We start from the raw sequence: 14988 nt of genomic DNA, 5'->3' as shown, positions 1-14988 counted from the left end.
CATTCGTTTCTATAAAGCCAAACGAAAGCTTTTCCTGTTTCTCACAGTTCCCCCAGCAGCTTTACAAAGTCCAGCCGTCCCAGTTGCCCCTGCCAGCGGCCCAGGCCTAAAAAGCGCCTTTCCGGCCCGTAAATCCGGCAGAGGGATCTTTCCTCCGGCGGAGGCGGGGCCAAGCGCAGACGGGCTGTGTCCAGCCAGCCCCCGTTCAAAAAGCGGGCGCTTTGGGCAGCGCTCACTAAAACCGCCGGGCAGGCGGCAAACAGGGAGTCTGCAGGCCGCAGCACAGAAGGCAATTCCCCCTGGCCCGCCAGCTCTTTCAGGCGCTCCAGGGGCAAAGCGTCCTCCAGGGAGAACCCGCAGGCCCTGGTGCGGCGCAGGGCCGTCATGGTGCCCGCCGTGCCTGCCGCCCGGGCAATGTCCTCAATGAGCACCCGGATATAGGTGCCTTTAGAGCAGGAAACCGCCAGTTCCCCTTCCCGGGCTTCCCCATCGTAAGCGCCCAGCTCCAGGGAAAAAATGGTGACAGGCCTTGCCCTGCGCTCCACCTCCAGCCCTTTGCGGGCCAGCTCATACAGGCGCCTGCCGCCGACAGACACAGCGGAATACATGGGCGGCACCTGGAGGATATCCCCCCGGAAGCCCTTCAGGGCCTCCTCCAGCCTTTCCCGGCTTACAGGGGTTTCGTCTGTCTCCACCACCTGCCCGGTACAGTCCCCGGTGTCCCGCCGCTCTCCCAGCCGGAAGGAGGCCCGGTATTCCTTCCCCGTGTCCGCCAGCAGGCCGCAGGCCTTGGCGGCCCGGCCCAGCAGCAGGGGCAGCACCCCGGTTGCCATGGGATCCAGCGTGCCTGTGTGGCCGATTTTTTTCTCCCTGGAAAGCCCCCGCACCACAGCCACCGCGTCAAAGGACGTGAAGCCCTGGGGCTTGTCCAGCACGATTACGCCGTTCAAAGAAACTGCCATGGGATACAGGGCATGCACAAAAAGCCATGAAATAACAGCGCTTTGTGCCCAGTATCTTTCCTTTCCATCGTATTTTTCATACTGTCTCTCCTCTCCAAAATTAAAGGTTTCAGGGCTTAGGGCTTTGCCCCTAAGAACCCCGCCACCCCTTTTGAAAAAGGGGTGGAACCTAAAACTAATTTAAGGTTTGCCCATGGGTTCCCCTATTCCGCCAGCAGGGTGAAGGCAAAGGTGAAGTTCTGGGCGTCCAGCCGGTATTTTTCCAAAAGCTCCGGCCCACAGCTATTGCTGCCCACGCCGCTCATGGCATAATCCAGGCACAGCACCGTATCCCCGCAGGGAGCAAGCTCATGGTTGTGCCGGGCTTTTTTTAGCTGCTCCTGGGTATAGCGGGAGATGTTCATGGAGAAAGGCCGCTCTGCCGCGCAGGTGAGGGAAAAGGCCCCGTCTGAAACGGTGCAGGTGCGGCAGCCCATGTGGGAGGAGTTCTCCTGGGGCATGAGGTACGGCTCAAACATGCTGTCCACAGTCTGGGCATACACACCCAGCCGCGTGGCCTGGCGCTTGTCCACATAGCTTTCCGTAGGCCCATAGCCGAAATATTCCGCAAAGCCAAAGTCCTTTGGCAAAAACAGGCGCAGGCCGAACCGGGGCAGGTAAGGGAACCGGGCGTCCCGCTGGCAGTGCAGCTCGCAGTCAATGCGGCCCTGGGCGTCAATGTGCCACTGGGCGGTAATGTCCAGGAACTTGGCGATGGAAACCGCGGCAATCCCCAGCCGGCAGGTGAGCACTGCCCCGCCGCTTTCGCCCCGGCTGGCCTCCACGCTGTATACCTTTACAGTGGGCCTGTCATAGCCAACAGCCGTCCACTGCTTGTCTATATACTGATCGTTGTCCGTAGGCGCCCGGTATACGTTCCAGCCCATAGGCCGGGTAAGCAGGTTCCTGTTCTTGCAGGCCATGGAGGAGAAAAGCCCTGTCCGCTTGTCAAATTCATACCGGAAGCTGTCCCCGGCGATAACGAGGGAGCAAGGCCCCTCCTCTATGCGCACTTCCCCCTGGGCGGGAGCGTCCAGGAAGAAAGGCTCCTCGCTGAGGATAAGCTGGTCAAAGCCCAGCTCGTGGCCCGCCTCATAGAAGTCCCCGCCGTCCTTTGCCAGGTAGAAGAAGGTAAGGGCCACAATGCCCCCCTCCGGGATATCCAGCCCCGGGATTTCCACCTCCGCCTCCTCGTGGGGCGGGATGGAGGGCAGGCTAAGCGCCCCGGTCTGCAGCACTTCCCCGTCCTGGGCAAGCTCATACCGGAGGGAAACCGCCTCCCCCGCGTCGGTAAAGTCCAGGAAGTTGTGGAAAACAAAGGCGTTCCCGCCCTTCTCCGCCTGCCTGGCCCGCAGGGGGCGGATTACGTTTTTATATTCCAGCAGCCCTGTGTGGGGCGCCCGGTAGGGATATACCAGGCCGTCCATGCAGAAGTTCCCGTCGTGGGGGAACTCCCCGAAGTCCCCGCCATAGCGGTAAATGGGCTTGTTGTCCGGGGTCTGGCCCCCATACACGGCGTGGTCGCACCACTCCCACACAAAGCCCCCGCAGAAGCCGGGATACCGCATAATCTGCTGCTGGTAGTCCTCCCCGTCCCCAGGGCCGTTGCCCATGGCGTGGATATACTCGCACTGGACAAAGGGCATACGCCTGCCCTGGAGGTTTTCGTCCAGTCCGCCGCCGCCGAAATAGGCGTCCACCTCCTGCACGGAGGCATACATCCGGCTGTACAGATCCAGCATGGAGAAATCCGGGGTGCGGGCCTTATGGTAGGTGAGGAAGTTTTCATAGTGGAGCAGGCGGGAGGGGTCGTATGCCTTCACCCATTTCCCCGCGTCCTCAAAGTTCTCCCCCCAGCCGCTTTCGTTGCCCAAAGACCAGATGACAGCCGCCGCGTTGTTCTTGTCCCGGATGACACACCGCTGCACTCGGTCTAAAATCGCCAGGGAGAACTGGGGATCATCAGCCAAGTCCGCATAGGCCTCGTCCCCGTCCACAAAGCCCAGCCCGCCGTATTTCTCCGCAGAGCCATGGCTCTCAATGTCTGCCTCGGCAATTACATAGAACCCAAAGCGGGAGCAGAGCTGCAAAAACCAGGGTGCGTTGGGATAGTGGCTGGTGCGGATGGCGTTGATGTTATGCTGTTTCATCAGGGCCAGATCCCGGAGGGCCTGCTCCCGGCTGATGGTGTAGCCTGTCACCGGGTCGCTGTCGTGGCGGTTCACCCCTCGGAACTTAATGGGCACGCCGTTTAAGAGCACCACTCCGTCCTGCACCTCAATTTTCCGCAGGCCCACCTGCTGGGCAATATACTCTTCCCGGGTGTTCAGCACCAGGGTATACTGGACAGGGCTTTCCGCGTTCCACAGCGCCGGGTTTTCCACCAAAAAGGTGAACTTCTCCCGCTCCGGCCCGGCTGTGGCCAAAAGGCTCCCCTGGGGGCTGTAAAGGGAGGCGAACACCTCCGCGTCCCCCATGGTTTCCAGCTCTACGGAAAGGGCGGCCTCTTTAAAATCCTCTGAGAAGCTTTCTTTTACAAAGTAGTCCCACAAAAAGCTTTGGGGCCTTGCCAACAGGTACACGTCCCGGAAAATGCCGCTCATGCGCAGCTTGTCCTGATCCTCCAGATAGCTGCCGTCGCACCACTGCAGGACCAGCACCGCAATTTCATTGTCCCCGGGCTGCAAAAGCCCTGTCACCTCAAATTCCGAGGTGCAGTGGGAAACCTGGCTGTAGCCCGCGAACTCCCCGTTCACCCACAGGTAGAAGCAGGAGTCTACCCCCTCAAAGTTTAAAAACCACCGGGCGGAAAGGCTCTCCCCGGAGATTTCCACATGGCGCACATACAGCCCGCAGGGGTTTTCCTCCGGCACTGTAGGGGGATCCACCGGGAAGGGATAGCGGATGTTAGTGTACATATGCCGGCCCCATCCCTGGTTCTGCCAGCAGGAGGGCACCGGGATGGCGTCCATGTCCGCCTCGTCAAAGCCCAGCTCCCCCTGGGGAGAGACAGCCTCTGAAAAGCTTTCGTAATACTGGAAGGCCCATTCCCCGTTTAAGGAGAACATCCTGCCGGACTGCTCCCCCAGGGCCTCCTTTTCAGAGGCGCAGGGCAGGTAATAGCTGCGGTTTGGCATGGCGCCCACATGGAGAAGCTGTGGGTTTTCGTGAAATTGCATCCAGGGCTGGCTCATAAAAAATCACCATGTGATACAGGCTGCGCACAGCCGTATCGTTCCTTTCTGTTATGTATGGGATGTGCCCTTCCTGAAAGGGCGGGAGGCCGTCTGGAAATTTGACTTTCCCGCCTGAAAGGGATATACTGGTACAAATAAGCTTACACTGAAAATTCCATGCCGTCAAGCCCTAGAGTCTGTCTTAAAACTCCGAAAAACCGTCTTTTTGTCCAGTGACAAGCGGTTTCTGTGTTAAAAATCCTCGAAATACGAAAGTATCTCTTGCGGTTTTCGCCTTGAAACCGCCCGCCCTGAACAAAAATACTGGCATTTCTCCGGTTTTAAAACAGACTCTAAAAAGAACAAGAGCGCCCGGCCTTTTTACACAGCGGGTTTCCCGGCTGTTTTCAGCCAGGCGCTTCCCTGCAAAACGAAAGGAACGCAACGCCGCCTATGGGAATTGAAATCATTGTATCCATCACCTTTGCCGCCCTGCTGGTATACCAGGGCGGCAGGCGCCAAAAGGAAGCCGCGCTGGACAGGTTCGCCCTCTGGGGCGGGCTTCTGCTTTTTTCCGCCTTTTTGCTGCGCCTGCTGCTGGGATATTACACCCAGGGCTACCAGACAGATATCGACACCTTTAAAAGCTGGGGCCGCATTTTAAACGAGGTGGGCTTTAAGCGGCTGTACCAGCAGGATATTTACCTGGACTATCCCCCGGGCTACCTGTATGTGCTGGGGCTGCTGGACAGGATAAGGCTGCTTCTGGGCCTGCCGGAGGCAAGCGGGGGCTACACCCTTCTGATGAAAACCCCGGCCATTTTCGCGGATCTCCTCTGCGGCTGGGCCTTGCTGCGGCTGGGCCGCCCCCGGATAGGGGACAGGGCCGCCCTTTTTGTAAGCGGGGCCTATCTGTTCTGCCCTGCTGTGCTGGTAAACTCTGCCCAGTGGGGCCAGGTGGATTCCTTCTGCACCGCCCTGCTGCTAGGCTCTGTGCTGCTGCTTTATAAGGAGAAATATCCCCTCTCCGGCCTTATCTACGGCCTTGCCGTTATCTGCAAGCCCCAGATGCTGATTTTCGCCCCCCTGTACCTGTTCTTTGCCCTCAAGCGCAGGCGCTGGGCGGGATTAGGGCTGGGGATTGCCTGCGCCCTCTTTGCCATCCTTTTGTGCTCCCTGCCTTTTACCAAGGGCTTCAACTTCCTCTGGCTCATTGAAAAATACCGGGCCACCCTGGAGTATTATGACTACTACTCCTTAAACGCCTACAACTTCTGGGCGCTTATTGGCAAACACTGGCAGTATCTTCCCGGCCCCGGCCTGCATAAAACCCTTTTGACCCTTGCCGCCCCTGTCCTGGCCACCGCCTGCTGCGGGGCTGTTATATTCCTTTCCCGGCGGAAGGACTGCCTTTTCATCTGCCCTTCTGTGCTCATGGCCGTAATGTACCTGTTCGGCGTGAAAATGCACGAGCGGTATCTGTTCCCCATGTTCCTGTTTTTGCTGCTGGCCTTTATCGCCGTAGGGGACAAGCGCCTGCTGTGGGCCTATGGCCTTGCCTGCGGCATCAATTACCTGAACGTGGCCCATGTGCTGTGGATTTTCCACTATCTGGGAAACAATTACGATCCCAACCACTGGACAGTGCAGGTGCAGTCCTTTTTGCAGGCAGGCACCCTGGGATACTTTTTCTATGTGGCATATTCTGTCTATATCCGGGGGAAAATCTGCCCGCCCCAAAGGGAACGCGCCGCCGGCAAGCCTTGGGTTTTCCCCAAGGGCGCAAAAATGTGCCGGGCCGACTGGCTGTGCATGGCCCTTGTCACCCTGTGCTATGCGGGGACAGCCTTCTGGAACCTGGGAGGGCATACGGCTGCCATAAGCCCCTGGACGCCTCTTGAAGGGGAGCAGGCTGTGCTGGAAGCCCAGGGGGAGGCCGACGCCCTCCACTACTGCGCGGGCATAGCCCCGGACGTCCAGGGCTATGCCGCCCGGGTGGGAACCCAGGTGCAGGTGGAGGTGAGCGGGGACGGGCAGGCCTGGACAGACTGCGGCACTTTGCCGGAATGCTATGTGTTTGCCTGGCAGCAGTTCTCTTTGCCGGAAAAGGCCCGGTATGTGCGCCTTACAGCCCCGGACAGCTTTACCGCCATCAATGAAATCGGCCTTTCTGACGGAAGCGGCCTTTTGCCTCTCACAGCCCAAGGCCCCGGGGCTGAAAAGCTTGTGGACGAGCAGGGGGCTGTGCCCCTTTCCACCACCTATGAAAACTCTGCCTATTTCGATGAAATCTACCATGCCCGCACAGCCTATGAACACCTTCAGGGCCTGGAGCCATATGAAAACACCCATCCGCCTTTAGGCAAATACATCATTGCCCTGGGCATCTCCCTTTTTGGCATGAACCCCTTTGGCTGGCGCTTTATGGGGACGCTGTTCGGGGTTTTGATGCTGCCAGTGTTCTACTATCTGGCAAAGCAGCTTTTGGGCAAAACCTGGCTGTGCGCCATGGGAACCTTCCTCTTTGCCTTTGACTTCATGCACTTCACCCAAACCCGCATTGCCACCATCGACACCTATGCCGTATTTTTCCTGCTGCTGATGTATAGCTGCATGTGGGCTTTCCTCCGCCAGGACATCCTCCGGGACGGCTGGAGGCGGCTGCTTCCCCCCCTGGCCCTTTCCGGGCTTTTCACGGGACTGGGCATTGCCTCCAAGTGGACATGCGCTTACGGCGCTGTGGGCCTTGCGGTGCTGTACTTTTGGAAGCTGTGGATACAGCTAAGGGAGGAAAAGCAGGCAGGCCGGGACATGCGCCCCGCCCTTATAAAGGCTGGGAAGCTGTGCGGCTGGTGCTGCCTGTTCTTTGTCCTCATCCCCTTTGTCCTGTATTTCTGCGCCTTCCTGCCCATGACCACCCTGCCCCACAACGCAGGCAATATCTGGGGGAGTTTCTGGAACTACCAGACGAACATGTTTCACTATCATGCCCAATTGCAGGCAGAGCACTATTTCGCCTCCCCCTGGTACGAATGGCCTGTTGACCTGCGGCCCATCTGGTATTTTGCCGGCGGCGGGGAAGGGGCCTACAGCACCATTTCCGCCATGGGCAGCCCCCTGCTCTGGTGGGCGGGGCTGCTGGCCTTGCCGGGAGCGGCAGTCCTGCTTTTGCGGGACAGGCGGGCAAACTGCGCCCTGCTGCTAGCAGGCTACCTTTCCGTATACCTGCCCTGGGTGCTGGTGCCCCGGCTCACCTTCATCTACCATTATTTCACTGCTGTGCCCTTCCTGGTGCTGGCCCTGCTGGCAGCAGTGGGACGCTGGGAGGAAACGCCCCTTTTCTCCCGCAGCATCCGCCTGGGCGCAGGCCGGGAGGGCGCTCCCGCGGCGGAACTGCCTCTTGTCCCAGCTTTCCTGTTTGTGTTCTGCGCCGGCTGCCTGGGCCTGTTCCTTTTATATTATCCCATCATCTCCGGCGCTCCCACCACGCGGGCCTTTGCCGACGCCTTAGAGCTTCTGCCAGACTGGCATTTTGCCTAGGGCGGTTAAAAGGCAAGGCGCATTTCCGCTTCGTTCAGCGGTGATGCTGTTATCAGCAGATGGCAAAACTGTTTTGCTGTCTTTTTATTGCATGTTTATATAGCTGTATATAATTTCTTTAACAAATTTAGGTTTTAGGAGACAAAAAGCATGAGGAAAATTACTTTGTTTATTGCCATGAGCCTTGATGGATACATTGCTGACAGCAAGGGCGGCGTTGATTGGCTCAAAGGGCAGAGCAGCAACGATGAGGATATGGATGCCTACTCTGAATTTGCAAAGACTATTGATACAATTTTAATGGGGTGGAATACTTAATCATCAAATTGTTACAGAGCTTTCGCCTGAAGCGTGGGTGTATAAAAATTTTACAACTTATGTTATTACGCATAATAAGCAGGCTTCTTCTGCAAAAATACAGTTTGTAAACAGGGATCCTGTTGATTTGGCGAAAAGCCTAAAAGAAAAAACGGAAAAGATATATGGATATGTGGCGGAGCCAATCTTATCCAACAGTTAGTAAATGAGGATGTAATTGACCGTTATTATATTACCGTAATTCCCACGCTTTTAGGCGCCGGCATTCGGCTTTTGGGAAATACAAAACAGGAGATTCCTCTAAGATTAATTCATGCGCAGTCATATAATGGCATGACGGATTTAATCTATACACGGAGATAAATTTATATTTACAAAAAAGAAAGATTAATGCCCGTATGCAAGTGCGGTTCTGCACAAAAACAGTGGGATGCCAGATTACTCTGACATCCCACTGTTTTTTCAAAAGCCTTTGGCTTTACAGCATTTTTTCTTAGCCGAAGTACCGCTCCAGCAGGCCCTTGAATGCCTTGCCGTGGCGGGCCTCGTCCCGGGCCATCTCGTGAACGGTGTCGTGGATAGCGTCCAGGCCCAGCTCCTTGGCCTTCTTGGCGATGGCCATCTTGCCAGCGGTAGCGCCGTTCTCAGCGTCTACGCGCATCTGGAGGTTCTTCTTGGTAGAGTCGGTGACCACCTCGCCCAGCAGCTCGGCAAACTTGGCGGCATGCTCTGCCTCTTCATAGGCGGCCTTTTCCCAATACAGGCCGATTTCGGGATAGCCTTCGCGATGGGCTACACGGGCCATGGCCAGATACATGCCAACCTCTGTGCACTCGCCCTGGAAGTTTTCCCGCAGGCCCTGCAGGACTTCTTCATCTACGCCCTTGGCTACGCCCACCACATGCTCGGCAGCCCAGGTCATCTCGCCAGCCTGCTCGGTGAACTTCTCAGCGGCGGCGCCGCAGACAGGGCACTTCTCCGGGGCGGAATCCCCCTCGTGTACATAGCCGCAGATCTGGCAAACAAACTTCTTCATGTCAGTTTCCTCCTGTTTTTCACAATGATAAATTTTTATAAAAAGCGTTGCCGCCTTTTGCCTGATACAATATAGTTTAGGCTGTTTTCCCCTTTTTTACACACCCAGGGCATAATCCCCGCAAGGTGATGCTGGCGCTTTCCACCTGGCAGCCGGCCCGCTGGGAAACCACCTCAAACAGCTCTTTTTCAAAGGGCACCTCGAAAATATCCACCACGCTTCCGCACTGGCGGCATACCAGGTGGGCATGGGGGCTGGTGTCCCCGTCAAAACGCTCGTAACCGTCAATAACCCCCAGGCTGATAGCCTGCCCTGTCTCGCAAAAGCGGTTCAGGTTGCGGTACACTGTGCCCAGGCTCAAATCGGGATATTGGGGCTTCAGCCGCTGATACACCCAGTCTGCCGTAGGGTGGCACTTCGTGCCCTGCAGCGCTTCCAAAATAGCCGCCCGCTTGCGGCTGAAATGCTCTTTGCGTTCCATAAACACCTGCCTTCTTGCCAGTAAACACGCCTGATCTTCTTATATTCTACAGACAGTATAACACAGAATTTTCCATTTGTAAAGTAGGAACCATTCTTATTTTTTGTTTTTTCGCAGCCACTACAGGCAATAGCCAAACTCCCTGTCCAGCCAGGCAAGGCATAAATCCACCCACCGGGCGTTATGCCTGTCCAGGCTGCCCACCTCCTGGGTGCACACAGACATGCCATGGGGGCCGCTGGGGAACACGTGGGCCTCAAAAGGGATTTTTTCCCGGCTTAAAGCCGCCATCATGGCAATGGTGTTTTCCACCGGCACCACGTCGTCCTCCGCTGTGTGCCACAAAAAGGCCGGGCAGGCGTGGGGGCCAACATGCCTGTCTAAGGAGAAATAGTCATACCCCGGCTCCCCCTGCTTATGCCCGCTGACGTTCTCCGTAGATTCCACATGGGCAAAGCGGCCTGCCAGCACCACCGGATAGCACAAAATCATGGCGTCCGGGCGGTTGCTGCCGTCCTGGAAATCATAGCGCCGCAAAAGCTCCGGATCCTTCCACATGGTGCCCAAAGAGCCTGCCAGATGCCCGCCGGCGGAAAAGCCGCACACCGCAATGTGTCCGGGATCCACCCGCCACTGGGCGCTGTTAGCCCGCAGCAGGGAAACGGTCTTGGAGGCTTCCGCCAAAGGCAGGAAGTTCCGGGCCTTTTCCGGGCCTGTGGAATAATGGAGCACGAAAACCTGATAGCCGCGGCCGAAAAAAGCCATGGCCACAGGCTCGTCCTCCCGCTGGGAGCAGAAGCGGTATCCGCCCCCAGGGCACACCACCACAGCGGGGAAAATTTCCCGGCGCTTTCCCATCTCCATAATGGGCGTGTGCAGATAGGCTGTCACCTCCCCGTCCGTTTCCGGGAAGGGCTTAAAAGTAAGAATTTGCATAAAAACGCTCCTTTCCGCGCTTGCGCCCGGCCCCTCCATGGGGTATACTTGAAAGAAAACAAAGCGGAGGGATTTTGTTATGGGGCCTTATGAATACATTGTGGAAATCATTGCGGGGGATTATGCCACCCTGCTGCGCACCGATCTGCCCGCCCCCGGGGAGCCTATGCCCATTGCCGTGGCCCTGCTGCCAGAGGGCACAGACATCGGCACCCGGCTGCACTGGGAAAATTTCGCCTATACAATTGTAGATTAGGATAGCGCCAGGCTGTCATAGGCCTGGCCTTCTAACGTTTTCCAGGTGAAAACGCCCTTTTCCAGTGTCATATATCCCCGGGCGCTGCCCTCCTTGGGCAGGGAAACCGATCCCGGGTTTACATACCACCAGCCGTCCCGCCCTGTCTTGGCAGGCACGTGGGTGTGCCCGTGAAGCAGCACATCCCCGCTCCCCAGGGAGGGCGGGTTTTCCAGGTTGTGGTGATGGCCGTGGGCGGCGAACACCAGATGCCCCGCCGCTTCCAGCAGGCAGAAGTCCGCCAGCACCGGGAACTCCAGCACCATCTGATCCACCTCTGCCTCGCAGTTGCCCCGCACGCAGAAAAGCTTTTCCTTTGCCCCGTTAAGCAGGGCGATCACTTTTTGGGGGTCATATCCCTCCGGCAGGCTGTTCCGGGGTCCATGGTAGAGCAGATCCCCCAAAAGCAGCAGCCTGTCTGCCTTTTCCATCCGGAAGGCCTCCAGCATCTGCCCGCAGAACCCTGCCGCCCCGTGTATGTCTGAAGCTATCATCCATTTCATTTTGCCCGCACCCCTTTCCAGAGCATATTTTTCTTCCTCCATTGTAGCGATCTCCAGGGGAAATGTCAAATGAAATCGGCCCGGGCTGGCAGGATTTGCAAAATGGAAAGGAAACGTGTATAATACTCCTATCCATTCCCATGATAATTTTTGACGGGGCCTTTCCCCTGAAGGAGGCAGTATGCCTGCAATCAGTGTAATCGTACCAGTATATAATGTAGAAGCTTATGTGGAGAAGTGCCTGCGCTCTGTGCTGGGCCAGACCTTCCGGGATTTTGAAATAGTGGCGGTGGATGACGGATCCAGAGACAAGAGCGGGGAAATCTGCCAGCGCCTTGCCCGGGAGGACGGACGGATACGGGTTGTCCGCCAGGAAAACCAGGGCCTGGGCGGGGCCAGGAACACCGGCATCCGGGAGGCAAAGGGCCAGTGGCTCCTCTTTCCTGACAGTGATGACTGGCTGGAGCCGGAAGCCCTGGAGCGCGCCTATAACGCCGCCCAAAAGCATGACGCGGACATGGCAGTGTTTGCCTTCCAGACTGTGAACGAAGGGGGCCAGGTGCTGGGTACCTTCCGGGAAAGCCTGCCCTTTGATACGCCCCTTGTGCCGGAAGATCAGCGGGACATGCTCTTTGCCGCCCCCTGCGCCTGGAACAAGCTGTACAGGGCGGAGCTGTTCCAGAAAACCGGCGTGCTGTATCCCCCCCGGGTGTGGTATGAGGACGTGCGCACCACCCCCAAGCTGATGGCCGCCTGCCGCCAGGTGGTATTTATCGACTATGTGGGGTATAACTATCTGCAGCGGGCCGGCTCCATCATGTCCAGCATCAACCTGGAACGCAACGTGGAAATTGTGGAGGCCTTTGAGGACTTGCTGGGATATTTCCGGGCGCAAGGGCTTTTCCCCCGGTATCAGGAGGAGCTGTGCTACCTCACCCTGTTCCACGTATACCTGACCGCCTCTGTGCGGGTGGCAAGGCTTGATACAAAAAGCCCCCTTTTAGGGCGGTTCCGGGCTTATACGGAAAAGGCTTTCCCAGGCTTTCGCCAAAGCGCTTATCTCCGGCGGCTGACAAAAAAGCAGCGCCTGCTGCTGGCCCTGGTGGAAAAACGGCTGTACGGGCTTGTCCGCCTGCTGTTTCAAATCAAGGGATAGGGGGGGCGCCATATGAGCCTGCGAGAAAAATGGCGGGGCCGCGCCCGCCACGGCCTGCTGGAAAACACCATTATGCTGTATATCCTCCAGTTCTCCACCATGGCCCTGGGCTTTTTCACCCAGGGGTTCCAGACCCGGGTGCTGGGCATGGAGAAGGTGGGGGCCTTGGGCGCGGCGGCCTATGCCACGAATTTTTTCCAGATGTTTATCGACTTCGGCTTCATCCTCTCCGCCACAGCGAAAATTTCCCAGCACAGGGAGGACAGGGCCTATCTTTCCCGGGTGCTCACCTGCGTGGTGGCGGCAAAGTCCCTGTTCATGGTTTTGTCCTTTGGGGTGCTGCTGGCCTTTATCGCCCCCAGCCTCACCGGGGAGGGCGAGCTGATGGTATATGTGTTCTACCTGCTCTCCGTGTGCATGGGATCCTTCCTGCCAGACTTTATGTACCGGGGCCTGGAGCAGATGTCCGCCGTTACGGTGCGGGCGGTTTCCATCAAGATATTTGCCACCATCATGATTTTCCTGTTCATCCGGGAGCCGGCGGACTACTATAAAGTGCCCCTGTTTACAGCCCTTGGAAACGGAGGCGCCCTGGCCTTTGTATACTGGCACCTGTTCACCCGGGTGAAGGTGGGCTTTACAAAGGTAAGGCCCGGGGAAATCTGGGCGGAGGTAAAGGAATCCTCCCAGTTTTTCCTCTCCAAGGTGGCAGGCTCTGTCAACTCCAGCTTAAACGGCGTGCTTTTAAAGGCTGTTGCCGGGGACGCGGTAACAGGCCTTTACACCAACGCGGACAAGGTTATCACTGTGGCCCGCTCCGGCATGTCCCCCATTGCGGACAGCCTTTACCCCCACATGATGAAGAACCGGAATTTTAGCATTGTGAAAAAAGCCCTGCTCTTTGTATACCCGGTCATTTTAGCCGGGTGCGCCGTAGTGTTCATTTTTGCGGAGCCTCTGCTGGTGCTGTGGCTTGGCCCGGAGGGCAGGGGCGTGGCCCCGCCCCTGCGGATGCTGATGCCGGTGGCGGTGTTCTGTTTCCCCAATTACGTGCTGGGATATCCCACCTTAGGGGCTATGGGGCTTACAAAGTATGCCAACATCTCTGTGGTGTTCGGCACAGCGGTTTTCCTGCTGGGCATTGCCGCCGCGTGGCTTACCCACAGCATAGGCCTGCTGGCTTTGTGCATGCTTTCCAGCGTGACGGAGTTTTCCATCCTGGCCTTCCGGGTGGCGGTTATCCTGCGAAACAGGAAGAAATTCCGGGCCAGCCCCAGGCAGCCGGAAAAATAAAGCGGAAAAGGAGAGATGGGCGTGGGCCTTTTAGGAAAAGCAAAACGCAACAGCCTCTGGCAGCTATACTCCCTGCTGCCAAAGGATCAGAACAAAGCCGTGTGCCAAAGCTTTTACGGGCGCGGCCTTTCCGACAGCCCCGGGGCCATTGCCCTGGAGCTGCTGCGCCGGGGCTGGAAGGTGTACTGGGTGGTAAAGGACATGTCCCAGAAGGACGCCCTGCCCGCAGGCATCATCCCTGTGGCCTGTGAAAGCCCGGAAGCCATCTACCACCTGTGTACAGCCGGGGTGTGGGTGGACTGCTGCCGCAAGTGGGCTTACACCCAGAAGCGTGGGGCCACCTGCTATGTCCAAACCTGGCATGGCTTCCCCTTAAAGCGCATTGAAAAGGACGCTATAGACGCCCTGCCGGCAGATTATATCAGGGCGGCGAAAAAGGATTCCGCCATGGCGGACGTGTTCCTGTCAAACAGCCGCTTCCTGACGGAAATATACCGCCGGGCCTTCTGGTTTGCAGGGGAAATTTTAGAATACGGCTTCCCCCGCAACGACCTGCTGTTTGGAAAGCATCCGGAAGTGGCGGAAAAGGTGCGGGAGGCCTTGGGAATCCCTTCTGGGAAGCGGCTGGCCCTGTATGCCCCCACCTTCCGCAAGGATAACGGCCTTTCCGCCTACGACATGGACTATGCCCGGTGCGCAAAGGCCCTGGGGCAGCGCTTTGGCGGGGAATGGCTGCTTTTGGCAAAGCTTCACCCCAATATAGCGGCCCGGGCCGGGGAGCTGCGCCTGGATCCCCAGGTGGTGCGAAACGCCTCGGATTACCCGGACATCCAGGAGCTGTACGTGGCCTGCGAGGCCCTGTTCACAGATTACTCCTCTGTGATGTTCGATTATATGAACACCCAAAAGCCCTGTTTCCTCTATGTAAACGACATTGCCGCCTATAAGGACGACCGGAACTTCTATTTTGACCTGGACAGGCTCCCCTATCCCCGGGCAGAGGACAATGACGCCCTGGAGCAGGCTGTGCTGGGCTTTGACGAAGCCTTCCAGGCCCAGGCCCTGGAGCGTTTCCAGGCGGAGTTTGGCATAACGGAAACAGGCCGGGCAGCAGGCCATACGGCAGACTTCCTGGAAGCAAGGCGGGCAAAGCTGGGTATAGTAAACACACTTGAAAATCGGTAGATACCGGTTTTCAAGCTGGACGGTTATGCCGCTTGGTTCAAAAGAGGTATACCTCTTTTGAACTGTGT

Annotated in this window: 11 protein-coding genes and 1 pseudogene; 6 read left to right on the top strand and 6 right to left on the bottom strand. The window is 57.5% G+C overall.

The window, feature by feature from the left end; all coding sequences use genetic code 11:
• Positions 1-41: 41 nt before the first annotated feature.
• Complete coding sequence (gene truB, locus D1841_RS02335) at positions 42-962, bottom strand: tRNA pseudouridine(55) synthase TruB (RefSeq protein ID WP_237076167.1); 921 nt, start codon at positions 960-962, stop codon at positions 42-44.
• Between the two features lie 203 nt (positions 963-1165).
• Complete coding sequence (locus D1841_RS02330) at positions 1166-4180, bottom strand: glycoside hydrolase family 2 TIM barrel-domain containing protein (protein WP_160641811.1); 3015 nt, start codon at positions 4178-4180, stop codon at positions 1166-1168.
• A 450-nt stretch (positions 4181-4630) separates the two neighbouring features.
• Here D1841_RS02330 and D1841_RS02325 point away from each other — a divergent pair, with 450 nt between their 5' ends.
• Both D1841_RS02325 and D1841_RS02320 read left to right on the top strand, forming a co-directional pair.
• Positions 4631-7717, top strand: coding sequence for a phospholipid carrier-dependent glycosyltransferase (locus D1841_RS02325; RefSeq protein WP_161879874.1), 3087 nt, complete (start codon positions 4631-4633; stop codon positions 7715-7717).
• A gap of 150 nt (positions 7718-7867) precedes the next feature.
• Positions 7868-8398: pseudogene (locus tag D1841_RS02320) on the top strand (dihydrofolate reductase family protein).
• A gap of 130 nt (positions 8399-8528) precedes the next feature.
• Here D1841_RS02320 and D1841_RS02315 read toward each other — a convergent pair.
• The 3 genes from D1841_RS02315 to D1841_RS02305 form a co-directional block, all read right to left on the bottom strand.
• Entirely contained in the window at positions 8529-9071 is a 543-nt protein-coding gene (locus D1841_RS02315; RefSeq protein WP_160641790.1) for an NADH peroxidase, read from the bottom strand.
• A gap of 76 nt (positions 9072-9147) precedes the next feature.
• Positions 9148-9552, bottom strand: a complete 405-nt coding sequence (locus tag D1841_RS02310) for a transcriptional repressor (protein ID WP_160641789.1) — start codon at positions 9550-9552, stop codon at positions 9148-9150.
• A gap of 120 nt (positions 9553-9672) precedes the next feature.
• Entirely contained in the window at positions 9673-10488 is an 816-nt protein-coding gene (locus tag D1841_RS02305) for an alpha/beta hydrolase (protein ID WP_160641788.1), read from the bottom strand.
• 79 nt (positions 10489-10567) lie between these two features.
• On the opposite strand from D1841_RS02305, the gene D1841_RS02300 reads away from it, so the two are divergent.
• A complete protein-coding gene (locus D1841_RS02300) occupies positions 10568-10744 on the top strand; it encodes a hypothetical protein (protein WP_166554218.1) in 177 nt (58 codons plus the stop codon).
• Here the strand turns inward: D1841_RS02300 and yfcE are convergent.
• A complete protein-coding gene (yfcE, locus tag D1841_RS02295) occupies positions 10741-11286 on the bottom strand; it encodes a phosphodiesterase (RefSeq protein ID WP_160641787.1) in 546 nt (181 codons plus the stop codon). The genes D1841_RS02300 and yfcE overlap by 4 nt on opposite strands.
• 181 nt (positions 11287-11467) lie before the next feature.
• On the opposite strand from yfcE, the gene D1841_RS02290 reads away from it, so the two are divergent.
• The 3 genes from D1841_RS02290 to D1841_RS02280 are packed head-to-tail and all read left to right on the top strand — an operon-like array spanning position 11468 to position 14920.
• The gene (locus D1841_RS02290) at positions 11468-12442 is read left to right on the top strand and encodes a glycosyltransferase family 2 protein (protein WP_160641786.1); all 975 of its coding nucleotides are present in this window, start codon (positions 11468-11470) and stop codon (positions 12440-12442) included.
• Positions 12443-12454: 12 nt separating this feature from the next.
• Entirely contained in the window at positions 12455-13735 is a 1281-nt protein-coding gene (locus D1841_RS02285) for an oligosaccharide flippase family protein (protein WP_160641785.1), read from the top strand.
• A gap of 21 nt (positions 13736-13756) precedes the next feature.
• A complete protein-coding gene (locus D1841_RS02280; protein ID WP_160641784.1) occupies positions 13757-14920 on the top strand; it encodes a CDP-glycerol glycerophosphotransferase family protein in 1164 nt (387 codons plus the stop codon).
• The last annotated feature ends 68 nt before the right edge of the window (positions 14921-14988 follow it).

It is taken from the genome of Neglectibacter sp. X4, assembly GCF_009917365.1.
Taxonomy (GTDB): Bacteria; Bacillota; Clostridia; order Oscillospirales; family Acutalibacteraceae; genus Acutalibacter.
The sequence above is the reverse complement of the archived record's forward strand: the minus strand, read 5'-3'. Positions and strand labels throughout refer to the sequence as shown.

Bases quoted from the DNA above. Each gene is read 5' to 3' on its own strand.
- truB (WP_237076167.1), bottom strand. From the start codon at position 962: ATGGCAGTTTCTTTGAACGGCGTAATCGTGCTGGACAAGCCCCAGGGC.
- D1841_RS02330 (WP_160641811.1), bottom strand. From the start codon at position 4,180: ATGCAATTTCACGAAAACCCACAGCTTCTCCATGTGGGCGCCATGCCA.
- D1841_RS02325 (WP_161879874.1), top strand. From the start codon at position 4,631: ATGGGAATTGAAATCATTGTATCCATCACCTTTGCCGCCCTGCTGGTA.
- D1841_RS02315 (WP_160641790.1), bottom strand. From the start codon at position 9,071: ATGAAGAAGTTTGTTTGCCAGATCTGCGGCTATGTACACGAGGGGGAT.
- D1841_RS02310 (WP_160641789.1), bottom strand. From the start codon at position 9,552: ATGGAACGCAAAGAGCATTTCAGCCGCAAGCGGGCGGCTATTTTGGAA.
- D1841_RS02305 (WP_160641788.1), bottom strand. From the start codon at position 10,488: ATGCAAATTCTTACTTTTAAGCCCTTCCCGGAAACGGACGGGGAGGTG.
- D1841_RS02300 (WP_166554218.1), top strand. From the start codon at position 10,568: ATGGGGCCTTATGAATACATTGTGGAAATCATTGCGGGGGATTATGCC.
- yfcE (WP_160641787.1), bottom strand. From the start codon at position 11,286: ATGAAATGGATGATAGCTTCAGACATACACGGGGCGGCAGGGTTCTGC.
- D1841_RS02290 (WP_160641786.1), top strand. From the start codon at position 11,468: ATGCCTGCAATCAGTGTAATCGTACCAGTATATAATGTAGAAGCTTAT.
- D1841_RS02285 (WP_160641785.1), top strand. From the start codon at position 12,455: ATGAGCCTGCGAGAAAAATGGCGGGGCCGCGCCCGCCACGGCCTGCTG.